This is a genomic window from Rhizobium sp. RU35A, assembly GCF_900156005.1.
Classification (GTDB): Bacteria; Pseudomonadota; Alphaproteobacteria; order Rhizobiales; family Rhizobiaceae; genus Neorhizobium; species Neorhizobium straminoryzae.
In genome coordinates, this window is sequence record NZ_FTMR01000002.1 from 271,662 (window position 1) to 295,427 (window position 23,766).

A 23,766-nucleotide genomic window follows, 5' to 3' on the forward strand; every position below is an offset into this window, starting at 1 on the left:
CTCAGCGGCGGGCCGCATAGGCCCGCACAGCCTCGCCGAAGGCTTCGAACAGGGCGCGGGACGGTGAATCCGTCTCCGCCCAGTATTCGGGATGCCATTGCACGCCGACCGCAAAGCCTTTTGCATCGATGACGGACACGGCCTCGATGGTGCCGTCCGCGGCGGTTGCCTCCACCTGCAGGCGGGGCGCCGTCCCGGCAATCGCCTGCCGGTGCAGCGAATTCACCTGCACTTCGCCGGCAAGGCCGAGATGGCGGGCAATGCAGGAGCCCTCCTGCACGAAGACCGGCTGTCGGATCGCATACATCTCGTCGCGGCTGTCCACCGGCGGCTTGCGATGATCCCAGATGCCGGGTTGTTCCTGGATTTCGCTGGCCAGCGTGCCGCCCAGCGCAACGTTCAGTTCCTGCAGGCCACGGCAGATGGCCAGCAGCGGAATGCCGCGCTCGATCGCCTTGCGGATCAGCGGCAGGCTGGTCGCATCGCGGGCCGGATCGAAGGGCCCGTCCGCCTCGGTCGCGACCTTGCCATAGAGCGAGGGATGCACATTGCTGGCCGAACCGGAGATGAGCACCCCGTCCACCCGGTCGAGAACCGCGTCGAGATCATGCCCGTCCTCAAGGGCGGGCACGATCAGGGGGATGACCTTCGCCACCTTCACCGCGGCATTGACATATTGCGTCTGCGCGGCGTGCCAGTCGGCCTTGTCGAGATGGCGAATGTCGGCGGGGATGGCGATGATGGGGGCAGGCATGCGGGCGTCTCCACATTGAGCGCCGCGTTCTTGATCCGAGGCCGGGGTCAAGTCAAGACCCGGCATGGCGGCGGGCGGCTCGGCGGTCGCGCCGGATGCACGGGTCGGACGAGTGTGCAGATCAGGGCCGCATCTTTCGGTCGTCAAAGGCTTATTAGACGAAAGTATCGGCCAAACGCCGGATTTGCGACGCAGGAATATTAGCGCGCTTCTTGCGTGGCGTCTGGCGGCATGGTTACTTCAGACATGGCCGCGCATAGGGGAACGGGACTGCTGCGGCTTGAAACAACGGGAGGGTTTTATTCATGGATCGTCGTTCATTTTTCAAGAAGGCGGCTGTTACGGGTGCGGGCGCCGCTGCTGCCACCACGCTCGCGGCTCCGGCCATTGCCCAGTCCATGCCGAAGATCAGCTGGCGTCTGACCTCGTCTTTCCCGAAATCGCTGGACACGATCTTCGGCGGCGCGGAGGACATCGCCAAGCGGGTTGCGGCCGCAACGGACGGCAACTTCACCATCCAGACCTTCGCCGCCGGCGAAATCATTCCCGGCCTGCAGGCGGCTGACGCCGTTTCGGCCGGCACGGTGGAAATGTGCCACACCTGCTCCTACTACTATGTTGGCAAGGATCCGACCTTCGCAATCGGCACCGCCATTCCCTTCGGCCCGAACGCCCGCCTGACCAATGGCTGGTTCTATCAGGGCAATGGCAACAAGCTGCTCAACGAATTCTACGCGACCCATGGCCTGCAGGGCTTCATCGCCGGCAATACCGGCGTGCAGATGGGCGGCTGGTTCCGCAAGGAAATCAACACGGTCGATGACTTCAAGGGCGTCAAGATGCGCATTGCCGGCCTTGCCGGCCGCGTGGTGGAAAAGCTCGGCGTCGTGCCGCAGCAGATCGCCGGCGGCGACATCTATCCCTCGCTCGAGAAGGGCACCATCGATGCGGCCGAATGGGTCGGTCCCTATGACGACCAGAAGCTCGGCTTCTACAAGGTTGCCAAGTATTATTACTATCCGGCCTTCTGGGAAGGCGGCCCGGTCATCCATGCTTTCGTCAACAAGCAGAAGTTCGAGGCCCTGCCGAAGGCCTACCAGACGATCATCGAGGATGCCTGCGCCTACGCCAACACCAACATGATGGCGAAATACGACACCAAGAACCCGATCGCCATCAAGGAACTGGTCGGCCAGGGCACCGTGCTTCGCCCGTTCAGCCAGGAAATCCTCGAAGCCTGCTTCAAGGCAGCGATGGAGGTCTATGCCGATATCAGCGCCAAGAACGAGTGGTTCAAGAAGATCTATGAGGATCAGGTGGCCTACAAGCGCGAAGGCTATCTCTGGAACCAGCTGTCGGAATATACCTACGATACCTTCATGATGATTCAGCAGCGCAGCGGCAAACTCTGAGCGTCCGCAGCCCTGGACCAAACGAAAGCCTCCGGAGCCCTCGGGTTCCGGAGGCTTTTTCGTCCGAGCTGTGCTTGAGAACGACAGAATGCGTTTCGGCCGAAGGCGGTCAACGCCTTCGGCCGAAAGAGTGAAGCATCAACCTTTGGATCTCTCCGGAAAAGCAGGTTGCGCGTTTTCCGTTCAACCTCAGGGATTGATCTTCGGTGGCTCGCCGAGATTCATCGGTGGCAGGCCGAAATTGGGCATCTGGTTTCCGCCGCCCGGTGCGCCGAACAGCGGCACTTCGATCTTGACCGTGCTGGGATCGACCTTCGGCGTATGGTCCAGCCAGTAGGTGACCGTCTCCGGCCAGAAGATGACGATGGCAACGAGGATCAGCTGCATGCACAGCCATGGGATCGCGCCCATGTAGATATCCGTCGTCTTGACGCTGCGGGGCGCAATCGAGCGCAGGTAGAACAGCGCGAAACCGAAGGGCGGGTGCATGAAGCTTGTCTGCATGTTGATGCAGATCAGCACGCCGAACCAGATCAGGTCGATACCGAGCGATTGGGCGACCGGCGCCAGCATCGGGATGACGATGAAGGCGATCTCGAAGAAATCGAGGAAGAAGGCCAGCACGAAGATGAAGCAGTTGACGAAGATCAGGAAGCCGACGGCGCCGCCCGGCACGTGGGAGAGCATGTGCTCGATCCACAGGCCGCCGTTCATGCCCTGGAAGACGAGGCTGAAGCAGGTGGCGCCGACCAGGATGAACACCACCATGGCGGTGATGTGCATGGTGGAATGCATGCCCTGCTTCACCAGATCCCAGCTGAGGCGCCGGTGCATGGCCGCGAGCGCCATGGCACCGACGACGCCGAGCGCACCGGCTTCCGTCGGTGTGGCAAGGCCCATGAAGATCGTGCCGAGCACCAGAAAGATCAGCACGATGGACGGCACCATGCCGGCAAGCACGCGCCAGACGAGGGCCATGTTCAGCTCGCCGCGCGCTTCCGGCGGCAGGGCGGGCAGATCCTTCGGCCGGATGATCGACATGGCCAGGATGAACAGCAGGAAGATCGCGATCTGCAGGATCGAGGGGCCGATTGCCCCGAGATACATGTCGCCGACGGAGCGGCCGAGCTGGTCAGCCAGCACGATCAGCACGAGCGAAGGCGGAATGACCTGCGTGATGGTACCGGAGGCGGCGATGACGCCCGTGGCAAGGCGCGGATTGTAGCCGTATTTCAGCATGATCGGCAGGGAGATCACGCCCATGGTGATGACCGAGGCTGCCACCGTTCCGGTGATGGCGCCCAGCACGGCACCGACGAGGATGACCGCATAGGCAAGGCCGCCCGGGATCGAGCCGAACAGTTTTCCGGTGCCCTCAAGCAGATCTTCCGCAAGGCCGCAGCGTTCGAGGATCGCGCCCATGAAGGTGAAGAAGGGAATCGCCAGAAGCAGATCGTTCGAGACGATGCCGAAGATGCGCAGCGGCAGCGCCTGCAGGAAGGCCTGCTCGAAATGACCGGTGACCACGCCGATCAGACCGAAGAACAGGCCAACGGCCGCCAGCGAAAACGCCACCGGAAAGCCGTAGAGCATGAAAATAATCATGCCGACGAACATCGCCGGCGGGATGATGCCAAAATCAAACATGCCGTATCCCCCCGGATCGCTTTACTGCAGCGGCTTTTCGTATTTCGTGTCGATATCGATGATGCCCATCAGGCCGGCAATGCGCTTGATGAGTTCGGAGATGCCCTGCAGGGCGAGCAGCGCGAAACCCGCAAAGATCACCAGCTTGATCGGCCAGCGGATCAGGCCGCCCGCATTCGAGGAGATTTCCATTTCCCTCACGGAAAGCACGAAGACGGGCCAGGACAGCCAGGCGAGATAGAGGCAGGCCGGCAGAAGGAAGACGAGGATGCCGATGACATCCACCCACAGCCGCTTGCGCTCCGACAAGGCGCCGTAGACAAGGTCCACGCGCACATGCTCGTTGCAGCGCAGGGTATGCGAGGCACCCATCAGCACCACGAAACCGAACATGTACCACTGGATTTCAAGCCATGCGTTCGAACTGTAGTTGAACGCATAGCGGATCATGGCATTGCCGGCGCTGACAAGGCAGCAGGCCAGAACCAGATATCCCGAAAATTTGCCGACGGCTTCACTGACACGGTCGATCCCACGGCTGACCGCAAGCAGACTGCTCAACATGCACTCCCCCACGCTTTCTTGTTCTTGTATCTTCTCTAAGGCGAAAATGCCCTCTCACGCAACGCTACGAACGTCGTGGCCCGAAGCTTTTGTCATTCGTTGCGCGCCTTGCCGGCTCGCGCGCAGCAATGGAACCCGGCTTACCGTTTTTGGAACGACGAGCGGCAGGATGCCGCGCTCTTCTCCGCGGCCCTGCAACAGCCGGCTGCATTGCGCTTTTCGGCCAGTTTGTGTAGATCTAGTAGAGAGGCAGGAATACGGTCACAGGCGGCGCCACGCCGGCCAGCGACCCTCAGGGGAGAGTTATTGATGGACCATCATCACAGCGGACCGGTCGAAACGGGTGCACCCATGGATTACCGGGAGCACGAAAAGACCTATTCCCTGTTTCTGGCCGGGGCCAAGTGGGGCACCATGATGGTCGTCGTGCTGATGGTAGCCATGGCCGCCGGCTTCTTTGCGGGCGGTGGCCTGCTGGGCGGCCTGCTTCTCTTCATCATCCTGAACGCCGCCGGCTTCTATCTGCTGCGCTGATTGCGCGGACTCCGGCGTTCCGCGTCCACGCGCCGATGATGGCGAGGGCTTCTGCCCTGCCGAGGCGTTGTCTGTCGCACAGCCTGTAGCCATCAGAGGGCCGGTTCGAGAATCAATTGATCGACGGCGGGTTCGAGATCGGTGCCGGCTGTTCCCTGTGCATTGAGCGGCTGCAGGATGAAAGCGCCCTGTGCGCCGCCGATCAGGCCGGTTCCCCTGGCATCAGGCATTTGTGGCAGCATCTCCGCGCTTGGCTTGCGATAGGTGCCGGCCAGCGACAGGCCGGCAACGCCGGTGCCGCTTCTTGCCAGAACCGACCAGCTCATCACGGAATGATCCGGCGCCGTGCCCTTCATGCTGCTGCGGCTCAGCCTTGCGGTATAGCTCTGTCGGTCATTGCTGCCGGTCGGGCTGTAATTGCACATCAGCGGTGTCTTCGCGTCGAAGGCCTGCGCCTCCGGATCCGGCGAGGTGCAGACAAGCGTTCCGACCGCGATGCGGCTCTCGTCCTCCGTCTGTGCCTCGGTCTGAGCCTGCGCGACGAGAGCCGACAGGCCGCCGCAGAGGGCGGCAACAGTGAGAAGTCTCGGCGTCATGCAACCCGGCATCGATCTCTCCCTTGGTTGGAGAGCGAACGCAGCAGAGGCCTGCGAGTTCCGATCGAGCCTGTTTTGCCGGGTCAGGCGCCGCTGTTGCCGGATGCAGAACGGGTGCGGGCCACGCCATCCTGTGCGGGCTTGTAGTTGGGATCGAGGCGGGCGGCGTGGTTATAGGACTTGAAGGCCTTCACCATATCACCGCGACGTTCATAGACGAGCGCCTGGTTGGCCCAGGATTCCGCCCGCTTTTCGTCGAGGTCGATGGCGTGGTTGAAGTCCGCGAACGCATTCTCGTCGTCGTTCAGCGCGAGGTAGGAAACGCCGCGGCCGTTATACGGTTCCGGCGAGGAGGGGGACAGCGAGATCGCCTTGGAGAAGTCCTCGATCGCCTGATTGTGCTGTCCGCGGATCTGGTAGATCAGGCCGCGATTATGCCAGGCGCGACCATCGGTGGTTTCCAGCTGGATCGCCCGGTTGAAGTCGCTGAAGGCCTCGTTGATGCGACCGGCCTGGCGATAGATGTTGCCGCGCCCGATCAGCGCCACGTCATAGTTCGGGTTGATCTGCAGCGCCGCATTGTAGTCGTTCACCGCATCCGCCGGCTTGCCCATGTTGCGATAGACCAGAGCGCGGTTGGCATAGGCCTGATAGAGACGCGGGTTCAGCTGGAGGGCCCGGTTGAAATCGTCCACGGCCTTGCGGAATTCGCCGGCACGGCCATAGGCGGTGCCGCGCACGTTGTAACCTTCCGGATCCTGCGGATTGGAATTGATGACCGACGACAGCGAGGCGATATTCTGCTCGGAGCCCTGCGCGCGATCAAGCCGGATGACGTCGGTGCTCTGCGTCTGGCAGCCGGTCAGTGCCAGGCCGGCCAGCAGGAGTGCGACACCCGATCGCAGGGACATGATCTGCCTGGTGCGGCCGACGGGCATGGACGAAAAGCGGGCGGCAGGCGAAAGGGCTGTGGTCTTGACGGCCATCAGGCGCAGATCCTCGTGTCAATCAGCGGAATGTCAGATCCGGGAAATCAAAAAAGCGGTGGCGAAATGTTTCGCCCCCGCCTTGAAAGCACGAAAAAACGTCGAAAAGACGGCCAATTAGCGACCGGCGCGGGGACCTGCAACCAGGCCTTCGCGCTGTGCGCGCTTGCGGGCCAGCTTGCGAACGCGACGAACGGCTTCAGCCTTTTCGCGGGCGCGCTTCTGAGACGGCTTCTCGTAGTAGTCGCGCATCTTCATTTCACGGAAAATGCCTTCGCGCTGCATCTTCTTCTTGAGAGCGCGGAGAGCCTGATCGACGTTATTGTCGCGGACAAGTACCTGCACGTGAATCCCGATCCTTTGGTTTTTTCGAGTTGACCGCCCCGGAACTGTCCAGTCCAGAACGAAACAATAGGGGGTTAAGCGCGGCCAACAGCCGTGCAATTGGAGAAGGCACATAACAGAAGGTTTTGGTGAAGTCCAGCGGGCTGAAAGCGGGGCTGTCGAAATTCTTCGAAAACCGCCGGAAGCCTTGCAAACCGGGCTTTCTGCGTTGTCGCCGACCCCCGGTAGTGCCGCTTTTCCATTGGCTTTTTGCGCAGTCTTCCCCATGTTTCAGGCACACGGAAACCCCGAGTCTCAAGGAGCCTGTCATGCGTGTCCTGTCCTATTCCCGTTTCGGCAAGCCGGAGGAGGTGCTGACACTTGCCGAGTCTCAGCGCCCGGAGCCCGGACCCGGCGAGGTCAGGCTGCGCATGCATCTGTCGCCGATCCACAATCACGATCTCATCACCATTGCCGGCAATTACGGATACAAGCCGCCGCTGCCCGCCGTCGGCGGCAGCGAGGGATACGGAGTCATCGACCAGTTGGGTGAGGGCGTCTCCGGCATTGCGCCCGGCCAGCGCGTGGCGGTGAGCGGCCTGAAGGGCGCCTGGGCGCAAGAGGTCGTGGCGCGTGCCGCCTCGCTGGTGCCGCTGCCGGATACGGTCGATGACGAAACGGCGGCGCAACTGATCGCCATGCCGCTGAGCGCATTGACGCTTCTCGAATTCACCGGAATCCAGCCGGGCAGCTGGCTGGTCCAGAACGCGGCAACCGGTGCGGTAGCCAAGGTGCTGGCACAGCTTGCAAAGGTGCGCGGCGTGCATGTCGTCAATCTCGTGCGGCGGGCGGAGGCGGTGGCCGAACTGGAGGCGCTTGGCATCGGCAATGTCGTGGTCACAGCGGGGGATTGGAAGAAGGAGGTCTCGGCGCTGACCGGCGGCGCACCGATTGCGGTGGCGGTCGATGGCGTCGGCGGCACGGCGTCCGGCGATCTGCTTTCCGTGCTGGGTGAGCATGGGCAACTGGTCGCGTTCGGCGCCATGTCCGGTCAGCCGATGCAGATCTCCGCCGGCGAGATGATCTTCAAGCAGGCGGTGGTCAAGGGTTTCTGGCTCGGCAAGATGATGGAGACCATGCCGCCGGAGGAGATGCGCCGGCTGGTGGGCGAACTGGTGGCCCGCGCGGCAAGCGGCCAGATGAGGCTGCAGACCGATGCCGTGTTTGGGATCGCCGATGCGGCGCAGGCCATGCGGGCTGCCGCCGAGAGCGGCCGCAAGGGCAAGGTCCTCGTTCGCCTCGCCGGCTGAGGGAGGATTGCGTGACGCGCGGTGGAAAGGTGCCGCGTGTCGAAACAAGGGTTTGAATGCGTCGCAAAGCAGCCATTGCGACGCCGGTTGATTTGCGATCAGTATGGCTCTACCCACGGGCTTGGGTTCGACGGAGCTATAGGCACATATGCGCAAATATTCGGTCTTCGCGCTGGTCAAAGAGGCCATGCGCAGCCACAAGGGATGGGAGCCGCACTGGGTCTCCCCCGAACCGCGTTCCTCCTACGATGTGATCATCATCGGCGGGGGCGGACATGGTCTCGGCGCCGCCTATTATCTCGCCAAGGAGCACGGCATCACCAATATCGCGGTGATCGAGCGCGGCTGGCTTGGCGGCGGCAATACCGGCCGCAACACCACGATCATCCGGTCCAACTATCTCTATGAAGAGAGCATGGACATCTACGAGCATTCCCTCAAGCTGTGGGAAGGCCTCAGCCAGGATCTCAACTACAACGTCATGTATTCGCCGCGCGGCGTGATGATGCTGTCGCACAATACCCATGACATGCAGAGCTTCAAGCGGCACATCAATGCCAACCGGCTCTATGGCATCGACAATGAATGGTTGACGCCGGAGCAGGCAAAGGCCTTCTGTCCGCCGCTCGACATTTCCAAGACCGCCCGCTACCCGATCAACGGTGCTGCGCTGCAGAAGCGTGGCGGCACGGCCCGTCACGATGCGGTGGCCTGGGGCTATGCCCGCGCGGCCTCCGATCGCGGTGTGCACATCATCCAGAATTGCGAGGTGACCGGCATCCGCCGCGGGCCGAGTGGCGAAGTCACGGGCGTCGAAACCAGTCGCGGTTTCATTGGCGCGAAGAAGATCGGCGTCTCCGCTGCAGGCCACTCCTCCGTCGTCATGCAGATGGCCGGCGTGCGCGTGCCGCTGACCAGCAATCCGCTGCAGGCGCTCGTCTCCGAGCCGCTGAAGCCGATTTTTCCCTGCGTGGTGATGTCCAACACGGTGCATGCCTATATCTCGCAGTCGGACAAGGGCGAACTTGTCATCGGCGCCGGCACCGACCAGTATCACTCCTATTCCCAGACCGGGGGCCTGCAGATCATCACCCACACGCTGGATGCGATCTGCGAGCTGTTCCCGATCTTCCGCCGCGTCAAGATGATGCGCCAGTGGGGCGGCATCACCGACAACACGCCGGATCGCTCCGCCATCCAGAGCGTGACACCCGTGCCGAACCTCTTCGTCAATTGCGGCTGGGGCACCGGCGGTTTCAAGGCGACACCCGGCTCGGCCAATCTGTTCGCCCACCTGATCGCCCGCGGCGAGCCGCATCCGCTGGCTGCCGGCCTGACGCTCGACCGCTTCCGCACCGGCCGCCTGATCGACGAAGCGGCCGCCGCCGCCGTCGCGCACTGACGAGGGGACCACGATGCTTCTGATCCACTGCCCCTATTGTGGCGAGGACCGCTCCGAACTGGAGTTCCGCTGGGCCGGCGAGGCGCATATTGCGCGCCCGGACACCATTTCGGCGATCTCCGACGAGGAATTCGCCGAGTATTTCTTCATGCGTGACAACACCAAGGGCATTGCCTGGGAGCGCTGGCGTCACATCCATGGCTGCGGCCGCTTCTTCAACGCGATCCGCGATACCGTCAGCGACAAGTTCCTGCTGAGCTACAAGGCCGGGCTGCCGCGTCAACCTGTGCCCGGCTCCGAGCCTGCGGCCGCGCCGGCCGTTGAAGGAGGTGTCGCATGACCACCCATCGTATCAAGGGTGCCGGACGCCTGACGCCGGCCCGCACCGCCCGCTTCACCTTCGACGGCAAGATCTACACTGCGCTGGAAGGCGATACGGTTGCCTCCGCGCTGCTTGCCAATGGCGTGCACCTGATGGGCCGCTCGTTCAAGTATCACCGTCCCCGTGGCATTCTGACCGCTGGCCCGGAGGAGCCGAATGCGCTGCTCGACGTTTCCCGCGATGCCGCCCGCCGGCAGCCGAACGTGCGCGCCAGCGTGCAGGAGGTGTTCGACGGTGCGATCATTCGCTCGCAGAACCGCTGGCCCTTCCTGTCCTTCGATATCGGCGGCTTCAACAACCTGTTGTCCGCCTTCTTCCCGGCCGGCTTCTACTACAAGACCTTCATGTGGCCGCGCGAGGCCTGGGCAAAACTCTACGAGCCGATCATTCGTCGGGCCGCCGGTCTCGGTGTTGCGCCGAAGGAAGCGGATCCCGATCACTACGCCAACCGGTTTGCCCATTGCGACGTGCTGGTGGCGGGTGGCGGGGCGGCCGGCCTCACGGCCGCGTTGTCTGCTGCCCAAACCGGCGCCGACGTCATCCTCGTCGACGAGCGGGCGGAGGTCGGCGGCGCGCTGCTGTTCGATACCGCCGTCACGATCGACGGCAAGCCGGGCTATGACTGGGCGCAGGATGTGCTCCGGCAGTTGACGGCCATGCCGAATGTGCGGGTGCTGACCCGCACCACCGTGTTCGGCTATTACAACCATAATTTCCTCGGTCTTGTGGAGCGGGTCACGGATCACCTCGCCAGCCCGGATGCGGCGCTGCCGCGCGAGCGGCTGTGGCAGGTGCGCGCCAGGAAGGTGGTGCTTGCCACCGGCGCCATCGAGCGCCACATGGTATTTGCCAACAATGATCGCCCCGGCATCCTGCTCGCCTCCGCCGCGCGGCTCTATCTCAATCACTATGGCGTTGCCGTCGGCTCTAAGGTCGGTGTCTACACCGCCCATGATTCCGCCTACGAGGCAGCGATCGACCTGAAGCGGGCCGGCGTGGATGTGGTGACCATCGTCGATTGCCGCGCCAAGCCGGGCGAAGCGGTGGTCTCTGCCGCCCGCAGCCTCGGCATCGAGGTGCTGACCGGCTATTCGGTCATCGATACGGCGGGGCATTTGCGCATCTCCTCGATGACGGTGGCGCGCAACGGTTCCAGCAACAACCGCAAGATCCCGGTGGATGCGCTGCTGATGTCCGGCGGCTGGACGCCCTCGGTGCATCTCTTCTCGCAGTCGCGCGGCAAGCTGAAGTTCGACGCGGCGACCGAACGCTTCCTGCCGGATGTGCATGTGCAGGATTGCGTCTCTGTCGGCGCCTGCAACGGCACGGATGATTTGAACACGCTGCTCTCCGACGCCGCGGCAGCGGGCGGGGGTGCGCTCAGCCTTTCGGGCGAGGTTCCCTTTGCCTGGACGGGCGGCATGATCGGTGCCGCCGAAGGGGCCGGAAAGGACAAGGTCGTCAAGGCCTTCGTCGATTTCCAGCACGACGTGACGGCCAAGGACATCCGCCTTGCCGTGCGCGAAGGCATGCATTCGATCGAGCACATCAAGCGCTTCACGACGAATGGCATGGCGTCTGACCAGGGCAAGCTCTCCAACATGCACGGTCTGGCGATTGCCGCCGAAATGCTTGGCAAGGAGATCCCCAAGGTCGGCCTCACCACCTTCCGCGCGCCCTACACGCCCGTCACCTACGGCACGCTGATCGCCCATTCGCGGGGGGCGCTTTTCGACCCCGCCCGCAAGACGCCGCTGCATGCCGAGCTGGTCAAAGCCGGCGCCGAATTCGAGGATGTCGGCAACTGGAAGCGTGCCTGGTATTTTCCGAAGCGCGGCGAGGACATGCATCAGGCCGTCAATCGCGAGTGCCGCACGGCGCGCACGGTGGCCGGCGTGTTCGATGCCTCCACGCTCGGCAAGATCGAGGTGGTCGGTCCGGATGCGGCAAAATTCCTGAACCTGATGTACACCAATGCCTGGGACAATCTGAAACCCGGCAAATGCCGCTACGGCATCATGACCCGCGAGGACGGTTTCGTCTATGACGATGGCGTCGTCGGGCGGCTCTCGGAAGACCGCTTCCATGTGACGACGACGACGGGCGGTGCACCGCGCGTGCTGCACCACATGGAGGATTATCTCCAGACGGAATTCCCCGATCTCAAGGTCTGGCTCACCTCCACCACCGAACAGTGGTCGGTGATTGCCGTACAGGGTCCCAAGGCGCGTGAGATCATTGCACCGCTGGTGGAAGGGCTCGATCTTTCCAACGAGGCCTTCCCGCACATGAGCGTGGCGGAATGCACCGTGATGGGCGTTCCGGCCCGTCTGTTCCGCGTCTCCTTTACCGGCGAACTCGGCTTCGAAGTCAACGTGCCCGCCGACTACGGTGCTGTCGTCTGGAAGGCGATCTGGAGCAGGACCGAGGCCATGGGAGGCTGCCTCTATGGCACGGAAACCATGCACGTGCTGCGCGCGGAAAAGGGCTACATCATCGTCGGCCAGGATACGGACGGCACGGTGACGCCTGATGATGCGGGCTATGGCTGGGCCGTCTCGAAGAAGAAGCCGGATTTCGTCGGCATTCGCGGCCTCAAACGCCCGGACCTGATGCGCGAGGGCCGCAAGCAACTGGTCGGCCTTCTCACCAGGGATCCGGCCGAGGTGCTGGAAGAGGGCGGCCAGATCGTGGAGAACCCCAACCAGGTGAAGCCGATGACCATGCTCGGTCACGTGACCTCCGCCTACTGGTCGGAAAATCTCGGCCGTTCGATTGCCATCGGCCTTGTTGCCAATGGCCGGGCGCGGATGGGCGAGACGCTCTACGTGCCGATGAAGGACAAGACGATTGCCGTCGAAGTGACCGACATGGTGTTCTTCGACAAGGAAGGAGGCCGCATCCATGGCTGAGCTTGCCACCCGCACCTTGCCGCTTGCCGGCGCTTATGGCGGATCGCCTGCGGTGCAGCTGCAGCCGGCTCGTCCGGCGGCCCGCATTTCTCTGCGCGCCCGCCCCGATGCTGTCGAGGCTTTGTCCGCTGCGCTCGGGTTGTCTCTGCCGACCGCGCCCAAAACCTCGGCCACGGGCGGCGGCCGCACGGCTCTCTGGCTCGGCCCGGATGAATGGCTGGTGATCGATGACGGCGATGGCGGCCTGATGCAGGCGACAGCCGCCTCCGGGGCCGTGCACTCGGCCACCGACGTCTCCCACCGCAACACGGCGATCCTGGTGTCGGGTCCCGGGGCTTCCCAGGCGCTGAATGCCGGCTGCCCGCTTGACCTCTCGCTGAAGGCCTTTCCGGTCGGCGCCTGCGCCCGCACCCTGTTCGGCAAGATCGAGGTGGTTCTGCTGCGCACAGGCCCGGATGCCTTCCGGCTGGAATGCTGGCGCTCGTTTTCAGACTATGCCTTCGGCCTTCTGGCCGAAGCGGCGACGGACGCGGAGATCTGAGGCGCGGTCCTCGTCTGCGCAATGCCATCAGGGGCGCCCGCCGGGAACGGCCGGCGCCCCTTGTTCTGATCAGAACTCACCCCATTCCTGTGTCCGCGCCCCTCCGGTGCCTGTGGCAGCCAGCCGGCGTGGACTGCGGCCCTGCGCAGCACCCGGGGCGGTCGCCATGTCGCGTGCGACCTCTCTGAGGGCCTGCGCATCGTGGCGTGTCTCGGCGATACGGAATTGCTCCACCAGTCCGCGCAGCCGGGCGGCTTCGGCGGCAAGCGCCGTGGAGGCGGCGGTCGATTCTTCCACCATGGCCGCATTCTGCTGCGTCGTCTGGTCCATCGCATTGACGGCCTGGTTGACCTCCATCAGGCCGGTGGATTGCTCGCGCGAGGAGGTGGCGATCGCTTCCATATGCCCGTTGATCTCCAGAATGAAATCGCCGATGGTCTTCAGCGCGCTGCCGGCATTGCGCACCAGATCCACGCCATTTTCCACTTCCGTGGACGAATTCTGGATGAGGCCCTTGATCTCCCGCGCGGCGGTCGCTGCACGCTGGGCAAGCTCGCGCACTTCCTGGGCGACGACGGCAAAGCCCTTGCCGGCATCTCCGGCACGTGCCGCTTCCACGCCTGCATTCAGGGCCAGCAGATTGGTCTGGAAGGCGATCTCGTCGATCACCCCGATGATGTTGGAAATCTGCTGCGAGGAATCCTCGATCTTGGACATGGCGAGCTCTGCCTGCGAGACGACCTCGGCCGATTCTGTTGCGGCACGGGTGGCGCGCTGTGCCACGCTGCGGGCCTCCTCGGTGCGCCGGGTGGAGTTCGACACGTTGGCAGTGATCTCGTCCAGCGCGGCCGCTGTCTCCTCCAGCGCGGCGGCCTGCTGCTCGGTACGCTTGGAGAGGTCGTTGGCGCCCTGGCTCAGCTCCCGCGACCCGCTGTCGATCGCCGACGTCGTAGTCGCGACGGAGTTCATGGCGTTGCGAAGCTGAAGAACGGCCGCGTTGAAATCGCTGCGCAGTCCTTCGAAATCTGCGGCAAAGGGTTCATGGAAACTGAAGGTCAGGTCACCGGAGGAGATGCATTTCAGGCCATGGGCAAGGCTGGTTGTCGCGTGCTGCATGTCATCCGCCCGCTTGCGGTCGAGGGCGGCTACGCGGTTGCGCTCTTCTTCGCCGAGATGGCGATTGCGTTCCGTTTCTTCCTCGAGGGTACGTGCGCGAAGGCCATTTTCCTTGAAGATCTGCACGGCCGTTGCCATCTGGCCGATTTCATCCACTCGCTCCGTGCCCGGCACGTCCACGCCAAGATCCCCTTCAGCCAGCTTCTGCATGGTGCCGGTCATGGTGGCGATCGGCTGGGAGATCGAGCGCGAGACAAGCCACATGGCCAGAACGCCGGCAATCAGCACGCCGAGGCCGACGCCGGTCTGCGTCCAGGCATCGGACGTGTTGCGGGCGATCAGAGCCTGATCGAGCGCAGTGGCCTGGGCAAGGGCGATCTCGGCCGGAACCTCGATCAGCACCGCCCATGGCGTCTTGGTGCGGCCGAGCTTGATCGGCGAGAGGACGCGGAAGGTCTTGCCATCCTCTATGGCTTCCTCATTGCCAGACTGGATCTTCGGCAGAAGCTCGCCAAGGGCGGGATTGAGCTTCTCCATGGAGGCGCCGACCAGATCCGGCTTTTCGCTGGAGGCGACCACCAGTCCCTTGTGGCTGATGATGCTGACGGACGCCTTGCCGCCGAACAGGCCCCCCTTCACCGTTTCCGCCAGTTTCTGCACGAAGGAAAGATCGAAGTCGGCACCCGCGACGCCGGCGAATTTGCCGTTGATCGTCAGTGGCACGGACATGGTGGCGAGATAGACGCTTTTGCCCTGTACGATATAGGGAAGGGGGTCGAGGATGCTTTCGCCCTGACCCGTTTGCGGTCCGATATACCAACCGCCCTTCATCACGCCATTCGGATGCAGTTCACGGCTGTCGTATTCCACGAGCGGCTGGATCTCGATCCCGCCATTGGCGCCGCGCGTCCAGTAGGGCAGGAAGCGGCCCGTGGCATCGGAGCCGGTCTTCTTGTTGTTGCGGTAGGCCTCGTCATCGCCATCCAGCGCATTCGGTTCCCAGGCGCTGTAGGTGCCGTTGAACTGCGGATTGTCCTGAAGAACCTTCAGCAGAACGGCATTGAACTGCTTGCGGCGTTCCGTGGCCGGAATGGCGCCGCTGCCGGCCATGGCCTCGAAGCTGCGGCCGATGTTGCGGGCGGCATCGAATGCCTCGTTGAGCGTGCCCTGAATGGAGCCGGCCTGTGTGGACGCGATGCTCTTCAGGCTCTTTGTCGTCATGGACCGTGTCAGCTCGGACATGTTCTGGCTGACGAACCGCTGGCTGTTTGAGGTCGCCAGAATGCCATAGCCCAGAAGCCCGCCGACAGCCGAAAGAACGCTGAGCCCTGACAGCACGGCGATCTTCATCTTGATGGAACGAAATTGCATTGTCTTAGCCCCACGTCTTGTTTGCACGCGGATTTGAGGGCTCTATGTTTTAGTGATTGTTAATTGACAAAAAACAGGAATTCCACGGAGAGAATCATAAAAGCCCTTGTTTTTGATCGGTTTTACATTTTTGCAGTGCGGCATTCCCGACGTCCGTCCTTAGACTTAAGTCCTAGAAAGAAAATTCAGAACGGCGTGCAGCGGTCTCGGGAGTACAGCTCGAGGGTGGTGTTTTGCCAACAAGAACCAGTTTGCGACTGATCCGGCAGCGCTCAGTCCATCGCGGCGAATCGCGGAAAACCTTAGCTCACCAGTCGTCCGGCCGGTCCTTCGGGTCGAACTGCACGATGGTCGTCCACTGGGCGGTGAGGGCGGGCTTGCGCTCGTTTTCGATGTCGACGGTCACGTCATAGGTGGTCATCAGCATGCCGGCGCCGCGCAGGCGGGCTTCGGTCAGCGTGAAACGCCCGCGAATGCGGCGGCCAGTGCGCACCGGCGAGCCGAAGCGCAGCTTGTCGAAGCCGTAGTTCAGGCCCATGGTCTGTTCGCGAATGCGCGGCAGCGAGCCAAAGTTCATCACTGACAGCAGCGACAGCGTGAGAAAACCATGCGCAATGGTGCCGCCGAAGGGGCTTTCCGCGGCAGCGCGCACCGGGTCGGTATGGATGAACTGATGATCGAGCGTGGCATCCCCGAACTGGTTGATCATCGTCTGATCCACCGTGATCCAGTCCGATACTCCGATTTCCTGTCCGACCAGATCCTTCACGTCCCTCAGAGAGATCTCGTGCGGCATGAATACCCCTGACTTGGATCGGAGCTTCCGGTTCGTCAGCTCTCGCCCGCTTCCTTATCACGTGCGGACGGATCGGCAAGCTCTCTCAACCAGATGACGGTGCGCGGGGGCAACACCGGCGAAAAGACGTGGTCCTTGGTGAACAGATCCTGCCATGGACCGCCCGGCAGATGCACCGCAAGGGCATCGTGGCTGCGGTTGAAGACCGCCGCGAGGCGGGTGGCGCGATCCTCCTCGCGGTCGCGGGTTTTCAGCAGCATGGTCAGCTGCTGCCGGTCCGGCTGCTCCCAGTCCGCCGTCGTCATCGGCTTGCCCTGTTCGTTCAGCCAGAGCACATCGCCATCCTGCCCCGTGAAAAACGCGCTCTCGGAAAACACATCGAAGCGGCGGCGCAAACGGGCAAGCCGGGCGGTGTGCGTCACGAGGTCATCATCGAGCGTGGTCCAGTCGAGCCAGGTGAGCGCATTGTCCTGCGCATAGGCATTGTTGTTGCCCTGCTGGCTGCGGCCGCCTTCGTCGCCGGCCGTCAGCATCAGCGTGCCGCGCGTGGCAAACAGCGTACCGAGCAACGCCTGGACATCGCGGCGCCGGCTGTCGCGGATGGCGGGATCGCGTGTCTCGCCCTCCACGCCGTTGTTCCAGGAATGATTGTCGTTGTGGCCGTCGCGGTTGTCCTCGCCATTCGCCTCGTTGTGCTTGTGGGAGTAGGAGACGAGGTCCATCAGCGTGAAGCCGTCATGGGCGGCGAGGAAATTGACGCTGCGCGTTTCGCCGAGCCCGTGCGCGGAAAAGATCTCCGAGGAGCCGGCCAGCGCATGGGCCAGCCGCCCGGTCCTCCAGCTGTCGCCGCGCCAGTAGAGCCTGATATCGTCGCGGGCGCGGTCGTTCCATTCGAGGAAGGGCGGGGGAAACTGGCCGAGCTGATAGCCGCCGGGCCCGATATCCCAGGGCTCGGCAATCATCACCCGGTCAGCCAGCAGCGCGTCGGAGAGGATCGCTCGCAACGTCTCGCTCTCGCGCGAAAAGCCTTGCGCACTGCGGCCGAGAATGGTGCCGAGATCGAAGCGGAACCCATCGATGCCGGCCTGCCGCACGAAGTGGCGGAGCGTATCGAGGATCAGCCGGCGCACCACCGGGTGGTCGCAGGCGAGCGTATTGCCGGTGCCCGTGTCGTTGACCAGCAGCCCCGGCGCGTCCGGCACATGGCGATAATAGGTGAGGTTGTCCAGCCCGCGCATGGAGAGCGTCGCGCCATGACGGTCGCTTTCGCCGCTGTGGTTGAAGACGAGATCGAGAATGACGCCGATGCCGTTTTCATGCAGCGTCGCAACGGTGGCCGCCAGTTCCGCCATGCCACCCGGCACGAGGCGCGGATCGAGCGCCATCATCGCGACCGGGTTGTAGCCCCAGCCATTGCTGAGCCCGAGCGGCGGCAGGTGCCGTTCGTCGATCCAGGCGGTGATCGGCAGAAGCTCGACGGCATCCACACCGATCCGCTTCAGATGGGCGATCACGGCGGGATGGGCGAGCGCCGCCACCGTGCCGCGCAGCGCCGCGGGCACGTCCGGATGCAGCAGCGTGAAGGGCCGCACGGCGACTTCGTAGATCAGGCCGCCTTTCGGCAGGCGGGGTGCCGCCGGTGCAACCGGCCGGCTTTCCGTCACGATCGCCTTCGGCACCAGTGATGCGGTGTCCACGCCGAAGGTTGAAAGCCGGGCATCGTGCCGGAAGGGGCGATCCAGTTCGCGGGCATAGGGATCGACCAGAAGCTTCGAGGGATCGAACCAGAGTCCCCTATCCGGATCGTAAACGCCCTGCGCACGAAAACCGTAGCGGGCGCCGCTCTTGAGCCCTGCCACGTCGAGCGCGAAGAGATCGGTGGCGGTCCTGTTCAGCGACAACCGGGTCTCGTTCTCGCCGTCGAACAGGCAAAGATCGATCGCCTCTGCATGGGCCGAGTATACGGCAAAGCGCACGCCCCGTGTGTGGGGCACGGCTCCCGGAATCGCCTCCGGTATGGCGTCCTGTCTCTGGTCGGTCATGAACACTCCGGCAATCGGTCGGGCGGGCGGGCCGCGGCTTTACTTTCTCTCTTCGGGGCAGGGACTTCCGCCGCAACCGCCCTATCTGGCGACGATAGAGTGACGCGCTTAACGAGGAGGAAAAGCCGTGCCCTTCACTGTTCGTCTGCATCGGGTGCTGAAGGCCCCGGTCGACCGGGTGTTCCGCGCCTTCATGGATCCGGATGCCATGGTGAAATGGAACCCGCCGCATGGGTTTACCGCCCGCATGCATGCCTTCGATCCGGTGAAGGGCGGGGAATTCCGCATGTCCTTCACCAATTTCACCACGCAGGAAACCCATTCCTTCGGCGGCCGCTATCTTGAGATCGTGCCGGACCAGACGATCCGCTACACCGACCGCTTCGATGATCCGGCCCTTCCCGGCGAAATGGTCTCCACCATCACCTTTCGCGAGGTCTCCGTCGGCACGGAACTGACCGTCACCCAGGACGGCATTCCGGACGTCATCCCCGAAGCCGCCTGCTATCTCGGCTGGCAGGAGTCGCTTGGCCTGCTGGCCCTGCTGGTGGAGCCGGAGATCCGGTAAGCCGGTGAAAGGAGGGGAGGTCTCAAGAACTCCCCTCCGACGCGATCAGGTAATGACCGTCGGTGCGTCGCGGCCGGTGCGGGCCTTGATCTCGGCGATCTCGTCGGCCACCGCGATCAGGTCGGCCAGCGCCTCCTGCGTCTCGATGCCGTGGCGAGCGGCATCCGGCTCGTAGCGCTCGACATAGACGCGCAGCGTCGCGCCCGAGGTGCCGGTGCCGGAAAGACGGAACACGACGCGGCTGCCGCCCTCGAACAGAACGCGGATGCCCTGGTTCTTCGAGACGGACCCATCGACCGGGTCGTTATAGGCAAAGTCGTCGGCGGTCGAGACGGTCAATGCACCGAAGCTCTGGCCCGGCAGGGTGGCCAGCTTGTCGCGCAGATTGGCCATCAGGCCATTGGCGGCATCCGTATCCACTTCCTCGTAATCGTGGCGGGAATAGTAGTTGCGGCCGAATTCCGCCCAATGCTTGGTGATGATGTCCTTCACGCCTTCCTTGCGGGCGGCGATGATGTTCAGCCAGAACAGCACGGCCCACAGGCCGTCCTTCTCGCGCACGTGGTTCGAGCCGGTGCCGAAGCTTTCCTCGCCGCAGACGGTGGCCTTGCCGGCATCGAGCAGGTTGCCGAAGAACTTCCAGCCGGTCGGCGTCTCGTAGATGCCGATGCCGAGCTTTTCAGCCACGCGGTCGGCAGCGGCGCTGGTCGGCATCGAGCGGGCGATCCCGGCAATGCCGCCGGCATAGCCGGGCGCCAGCGTCGCATTGGCGGCAATGACGGCAAGGCTGTCGGAGGGCGTGACGAACATGCCCTTGCCGACCACCATGTTGCGGTCGCCGTCGCCATCGGAGGCGGCGCCGAAATCCGGACCGTCGGCGCTCATTACGTCGTCATAAAGTTCCTTGGCATGCACCAGGTTCGGGTCCGGATGATGGTGGCCGAAATCCGGCAGCGGCTCGGCATTGCGCACCGAACCTTGCGGCGCGCCGAGACGCTTTTCGAGAATTTCCACGGCATAGGGGCCGGTGACCGCACTCATGCTGTCGATCACCACGCGGAAGCCGGAGCCGATCAGGGCGCGGATCGCGGAAAAATCGAACAGGGTTTCCATGAGATCGGCATAGTCGGCGACCGGATCGATGATCTCGACCGTCATGCCGGCGAGATCGACGCTGCCCACGGTATCGAGATCGACATCATCGGCGTCCACGATCTTGTAGCTGTCGATTACCTTCGTGCGGGCAAAGATCGCATCGGTGATCTTTTCCGGGGCCGGGCCGCCATTGCCGATATTGTACTTGATGCCGAAATCTTCGGTGGGGCCGCCGGGGTTGTGGCTGGCGGAAAGCACGATGCCGCCGAAGGCGCCATACTTGCGGATCACATGCGAGGCCGCCGGCGTCGACAGGATACCGCCCTTGCCGACCATCACCTTGCCGAAGCCGCTGGCCGCGGCCATCTTCAGTGCCTTCTGGATGACCTCGCGGTTGTAGTAACGGCCGTCGCCGCCGATCACCAGCGTCTTGCCTTCATAGCCTTCCAGACTATCGAAAATAGACTGGATGAAGTTTTCTGCATAGTTCGGCTGCTGGAACACCGGAACCTTCTTGCGCAGGCCAGACGTGCCCGGCTTCTGGTCGTTATACGGCGTGGTGGAAACGGTCTTCATGGTCAATACTCACCTTTCGGTAGAAGGCTGGAATACAAGTCTGCGTAAAGGGCGGCACTTTTGTCCCAGGATACATCGGACTTCATGCCCTTTTTCTGGATCTCCGTCCAGATTTTGGGATCCCCATACAGGCGAATTGTGCGCCGGATCGCGCGTCTCAGATTGTCGAGCGTGACCGGTCCGAAGGACACGCCTGTGGCGGATCCTGCGGCAAGTGCGGCCGGGTTGGCGTCGATCACCGTGTCATTCAGCCCGCCGGTGCGGGAGACGACCGGTACGCACCCATAGCGCAGGCCGTAAAGCTGCGTCAGCCCGCAGGGTTCGAAGCGCGAGGGAATGAGGATGGCGTCCGAACCCGCCTGCATCAGGTGCGAGAGCGGTTCGTTATAGCTGACGGTGATCGCCACACGGCCGGGATGGCGCGCCGCTGCCGTCTGGAGGGCGGCCACCAGTTCCGCATCGCCGGACCCAAGCACCGCAAGCTTGCCGCCCTGCGCCACGATATCGTCGGCGGCGGCGGCCACCAGATCCATGCCCTTCTGCCAGGTGAGCCTGGAGATCACGCAAAACAGCGGCCCGTCATCCTCCACGAGGCCGAAATGCCGTTCCACCGCGCGCTTGTTGGCCTTGCGGTTCCGGAGATCGGTCAGCTTGTAATTGGTCGCGATCAGGCTGTCCGTGGCCGGGTTCCAGACATCCACGTCGATGCCGTTGACGATGCCGTGCAGATCGAAGGCGCGGCGGTTCAGCAAGCCTTCCAGGCCCATGCCGAATTCCGGCGTCAGGATCTCCTCGGCATAGGACGGGCTGACGGTGCTGACCGCCCAGGCGGTCTGTACGCCAGCCTTGAGATAGCCGACCTGCCCATAATATTCCACGCCCTCCATGGCAAAGGCATGCGGCGGCAGCCCGAGTGCCGGAAAGACGGCTGCGGAAAAATTGCCCTGGAAGGCGATGTTGTGGATGGTCATCACGCTTGGCACCGCCGGGCGCTCGCCATAGCGGAGATAGGCGGGTACGAGGCCTGTCTGCCAGTCATGCACATGCACGAGATCGGGCTGCCAGTCGCCGAGCGCCCCCCAGGCGATCTCCGCGCCGGCCCGCGACAGCGCTGCAAAGCGCCGCCAGTTGTCGCTGTAATCCTTGCCATCGGTGTCGAGATAGGGTCCGCCGGCCCGTTCGAACAGGGCCGGGGCATCGAGAACAAGAAGATCGAGCCCCGCCACCTTCGCTTCCAGCACATCGGCCGGTACGCCAATCAGGTCCTCGAAATGCAGGAGATGCCGGGTGGTGCCGAGGGCTGCCTTGACGGCCGGATAGCCGGGGATGAGGGTTCGCATGGCCACTCCCCGGCCCGACAGGGCCAGCGGCAGAGCGCCCGCCACATCGGCGAGCCCTCCGGTCTTGATGAGGGGATAGATTTCGGAGGCGACCGAGAGAACCTTCATCGTGTGTCTGCTGCCCGTCCTCGAGTCTGTCGGGTTCGATCTGAACCGGACAGACTCTGGTTTCCTTGTGTCTTGGGTTGTCTGCTCGGGAAAACCGGTCTCCAGTTTTCCCCGAAAAAACCTAGAGGTCCAGTTTGTCGATCATCTGCTGGGTGATCAGGCAGATGCCGTTTTCGCTGCGCCGGAAGCGCTTGGCATCAAGCTCCGGATCCTCGCCCACCACCAGTCCTTCCGGAATGGTTACACCGGCATCGATGACGACATTGCGAAGCTGGGCGCGCCGGCCGATGCGCACATTGGGCAGGATGACCGCCCCTTCGAGGCGCGAATAGGAATTGGCGCGCACGCCGGTAAACAGCAGGCTGTTGTAGAGCGAGGAGCCGGAGATGATGCAGTCGCCCGAGACCACGGACGACACGGCGGACCCGCGGCGATCCTCGTCGTCATGCACGAACTTTGCCGGCGGGGTGATCTCGGCATAGGTCCAGATCGGCCAGGACTTGTCGTAGATGTCGAGTTCCGGAACGATCGCCGTCAGGTCGATATTGGCCTGCCAGTAGGCGTCGATGGTGCCGACGTCGCGCCAGTAGGCTTCCTTCTCGAAGTCCGAGCGCACGCAGGACTGCGTGAAGCGATGCGCCACGGCTTTCCCGTTCGCGACGATCCACGGAATGATGTCCTTGCCGAAGTCGCGGCTGGAATTCGGGTCGGCCGCGTCACGGCGCAGGCATTCCATCAGGAACTTGGTGTGGAAGACATAGATGCCCATGGAAGCCAGCGCGAAATCCGGCTTGTCCGGCATGCCCGGCGGATCGGACGGCTTTTCCACGAAGTCGATGATGCGGTCGGTCCCGTCCACGTGCATGACGCCAAAGCCGGTCGCTTCCATGCGCGGCACTTCCAGGCAGCCGATCGTGACATCAGCGCCGGAATCCACGTGCTGCTGCAGCATCAGCTCGTAGTCCATCTTGTAGATATGGTCGCCGGCGAGGATGACCATGTATTCCGGATTGTAGGGCTCGATGATGTCGATGTTCTGGTACACGGCATCGGCGGTGCCTTCATACCACTGCGTTTCGGAAACGCGCTGCGAAGCCGGCAGGATGTCGAAGCTCTCGTTTCGCTCCGGGCGGAAGAAGTCCCAGCCGCGCTGCAGGTGGCGGATCAGCGAATGGGCCTTGTACTGGGTGGCGACGCCGATGCGGCGGATACCGGAATTGAGGGCATTGGAGAGGGCAAAATCGATGATGCGGGCCTTGCCGCCGAAATAGACGGCGGGCTTGGCGCGCCGGTCCGTCAGTTCCTTGAGGCGGCTGCCGCGACCGCCGGCCAGCACATAGGCCATGGCGTCACGCGCCAGCGGCTGAACTCTCTTTGTCGTCATGGAATA

At 63.4% G+C, this 23,766-nt stretch carries 20 protein-coding genes; 8 read left to right on the top strand and 12 right to left on the bottom strand.

The genetic code is table 11. The annotated features are described in order from the left end of the window. Position 1 precedes the first annotated feature (1 nt). A complete protein-coding gene (locus F3H95_RS05890; protein WP_149745260.1) occupies positions 2-754 on the bottom strand; it encodes a gamma-glutamyl-gamma-aminobutyrate hydrolase family protein in 753 nt (250 codons plus the stop codon). Between the two features lie 305 nt (positions 755-1,059). Between F3H95_RS05890 and F3H95_RS05895 the strand changes: the two genes are divergently transcribed. Then, entirely contained in the window at positions 1,060-2,166 is a 1,107-nt protein-coding gene (locus tag F3H95_RS05895; protein WP_143124719.1) for a TRAP transporter substrate-binding protein, read from the top strand. A 189-nt stretch (positions 2,167-2,355) separates the two neighbouring features. On the opposite strand, the gene F3H95_RS05900 is transcribed toward F3H95_RS05895, so the two are convergent. Together F3H95_RS05900 and F3H95_RS05905 are read right to left on the bottom strand one after the other, a co-directional pair. Further along, positions 2,356-3,813, bottom strand: coding sequence for a TRAP transporter large permease subunit (locus F3H95_RS05900; RefSeq protein ID WP_143124718.1), 1,458 nt, complete (start codon positions 3,811-3,813; stop codon positions 2,356-2,358). A gap of 21 nt (positions 3,814-3,834) precedes the next feature. Beyond that, positions 3,835-4,374 carry a TRAP transporter small permease subunit gene (locus F3H95_RS05905; protein ID WP_149745603.1) on the bottom strand — a complete coding sequence of 180 codons (540 nt, stop codon included), beginning with the start codon at positions 4,372-4,374 and terminating at the stop codon, positions 3,835-3,837. 312 nt (positions 4,375-4,686) lie between these two features. On the opposite strand from F3H95_RS05905, the gene F3H95_RS05910 reads away from it, so the two are divergent. Next, positions 4,687-4,911 (top strand): aa3-type cytochrome c oxidase subunit IV, encoded by a 225-nt coding sequence (locus tag F3H95_RS05910; protein WP_143124717.1) that lies wholly within the window; start codon positions 4,687-4,689, stop codon positions 4,909-4,911. A gap of 92 nt (positions 4,912-5,003) precedes the next feature. On the opposite strand, the gene F3H95_RS05915 is transcribed toward F3H95_RS05910, so the two are convergent. The 3 genes from F3H95_RS05915 to rpsU form a co-directional block, all read right to left on the bottom strand. Continuing rightward, positions 5,004-5,507 (bottom strand): DUF992 domain-containing protein, encoded by a 504-nt coding sequence (locus tag F3H95_RS05915; RefSeq protein WP_188134302.1) that lies wholly within the window; start codon positions 5,505-5,507, stop codon positions 5,004-5,006. A gap of 83 nt (positions 5,508-5,590) precedes the next feature. Further along, positions 5,591-6,418: a tetratricopeptide repeat protein gene (locus tag F3H95_RS05920; protein ID WP_244617930.1), complete on the bottom strand. Its 828-nt coding sequence runs from the start codon at positions 6,416-6,418 to the stop codon at positions 5,591-5,593. Positions 6,419-6,610: 192 nt separating this feature from the next. After that, positions 6,611-6,838: a 30S ribosomal protein S21 gene (rpsU, locus tag F3H95_RS05925; protein ID WP_003508541.1), complete on the bottom strand. Its 228-nt coding sequence runs from the start codon at positions 6,836-6,838 to the stop codon at positions 6,611-6,613. 308 nt (positions 6,839-7,146) lie between these two features. On the opposite strand from rpsU, the gene F3H95_RS05930 reads away from it, so the two are divergent. The 5 genes from F3H95_RS05930 to F3H95_RS05950 all read left to right on the top strand — a co-directional run bounded on the left by F3H95_RS05930 (position 7,147) and on the right by F3H95_RS05950 (position 13,364). Beyond that, positions 7,147-8,127: a zinc-binding dehydrogenase gene (locus F3H95_RS05930; RefSeq protein WP_149745262.1), complete on the top strand. Its 981-nt coding sequence runs from the start codon at positions 7,147-7,149 to the stop codon at positions 8,125-8,127. 148 nt (positions 8,128-8,275) lie between these two features. Then, on the top strand, positions 8,276-9,529 hold the full coding sequence (locus tag F3H95_RS05935; protein WP_143124713.1) for a sarcosine oxidase subunit beta family protein: 1,254 nt from the start codon (positions 8,276-8,278) through the stop codon (positions 9,527-9,529). A 13-nt stretch (positions 9,530-9,542) separates the two neighbouring features. Next, positions 9,543-9,869, top strand: a complete 327-nt coding sequence (locus F3H95_RS05940) for a sarcosine oxidase subunit delta (RefSeq protein WP_149745263.1) — start codon at positions 9,543-9,545, stop codon at positions 9,867-9,869. Then, positions 9,866-12,823: a sarcosine oxidase subunit alpha gene (locus F3H95_RS05945; protein ID WP_149745264.1), complete on the top strand. Its 2,958-nt coding sequence runs from the start codon at positions 9,866-9,868 to the stop codon at positions 12,821-12,823. The genes F3H95_RS05940 and F3H95_RS05945 overlap by 4 nt, the downstream gene beginning before the upstream one ends. Next, positions 12,816-13,364: a sarcosine oxidase subunit gamma gene (locus F3H95_RS05950; protein WP_149745265.1), complete on the top strand. Its 549-nt coding sequence runs from the start codon at positions 12,816-12,818 to the stop codon at positions 13,362-13,364. Before F3H95_RS05945 ends, F3H95_RS05950 begins: the two co-directional genes overlap by 8 nt. Before the next feature lie 69 nt (positions 13,365-13,433). On the opposite strand, the gene F3H95_RS27090 is transcribed toward F3H95_RS05950, so the two are convergent. The 3 genes from F3H95_RS27090 to glgX all read right to left on the bottom strand — a co-directional run bounded on the left by F3H95_RS27090 (position 13,434) and on the right by glgX (position 18,689). Continuing rightward, the gene (locus F3H95_RS27090) at positions 13,434-15,851 is read right to left on the bottom strand and encodes a methyl-accepting chemotaxis protein (RefSeq protein ID WP_188134303.1); all 2,418 of its coding nucleotides are present in this window, start codon (positions 15,849-15,851) and stop codon (positions 13,434-13,436) included. 307 nt (positions 15,852-16,158) lie between these two features. Then, positions 16,159-16,647: a MaoC family dehydratase gene (locus F3H95_RS05960; RefSeq protein ID WP_143124708.1), complete on the bottom strand. Its 489-nt coding sequence runs from the start codon at positions 16,645-16,647 to the stop codon at positions 16,159-16,161. 35 nt (positions 16,648-16,682) lie between these two features. Continuing rightward, positions 16,683-18,689, bottom strand: a complete 2,007-nt coding sequence (gene glgX / locus F3H95_RS05965; RefSeq protein ID WP_149745266.1) for a glycogen debranching protein GlgX — start codon at positions 18,687-18,689, stop codon at positions 16,683-16,685. Between the two features lie 127 nt (positions 18,690-18,816). Here glgX and F3H95_RS05970 point away from each other — a divergent pair, with 127 nt between their 5' ends. Continuing rightward, complete coding sequence (locus tag F3H95_RS05970; RefSeq protein ID WP_149745267.1) at positions 18,817-19,257, top strand: SRPBCC family protein; 441 nt, start codon at positions 18,817-18,819, stop codon at positions 19,255-19,257. A 45-nt stretch (positions 19,258-19,302) separates the two neighbouring features. On the opposite strand, the gene F3H95_RS05975 is transcribed toward F3H95_RS05970, so the two are convergent. From F3H95_RS05975 to glgC, 3 genes are all read right to left on the bottom strand, one after another. Further along, complete coding sequence (locus F3H95_RS05975) at positions 19,303-20,928, bottom strand: alpha-D-glucose phosphate-specific phosphoglucomutase (protein WP_149745268.1); 1,626 nt, start codon at positions 20,926-20,928, stop codon at positions 19,303-19,305. A 2-nt stretch (positions 20,929-20,930) separates the two neighbouring features. Continuing rightward, on the bottom strand, positions 20,931-22,376 hold the full coding sequence (gene glgA / locus F3H95_RS05980) for a glycogen synthase GlgA (RefSeq protein WP_149745269.1): 1,446 nt from the start codon (positions 22,374-22,376) through the stop codon (positions 20,931-20,933). A gap of 121 nt (positions 22,377-22,497) precedes the next feature. Next, positions 22,498-23,760 carry a glucose-1-phosphate adenylyltransferase gene (glgC, locus tag F3H95_RS05985; RefSeq protein ID WP_149745270.1) on the bottom strand — a complete coding sequence of 421 codons (1,263 nt, stop codon included), beginning with the start codon at positions 23,758-23,760 and terminating at the stop codon, positions 22,498-22,500. Positions 23,761-23,766 lie beyond the last annotated feature (6 nt).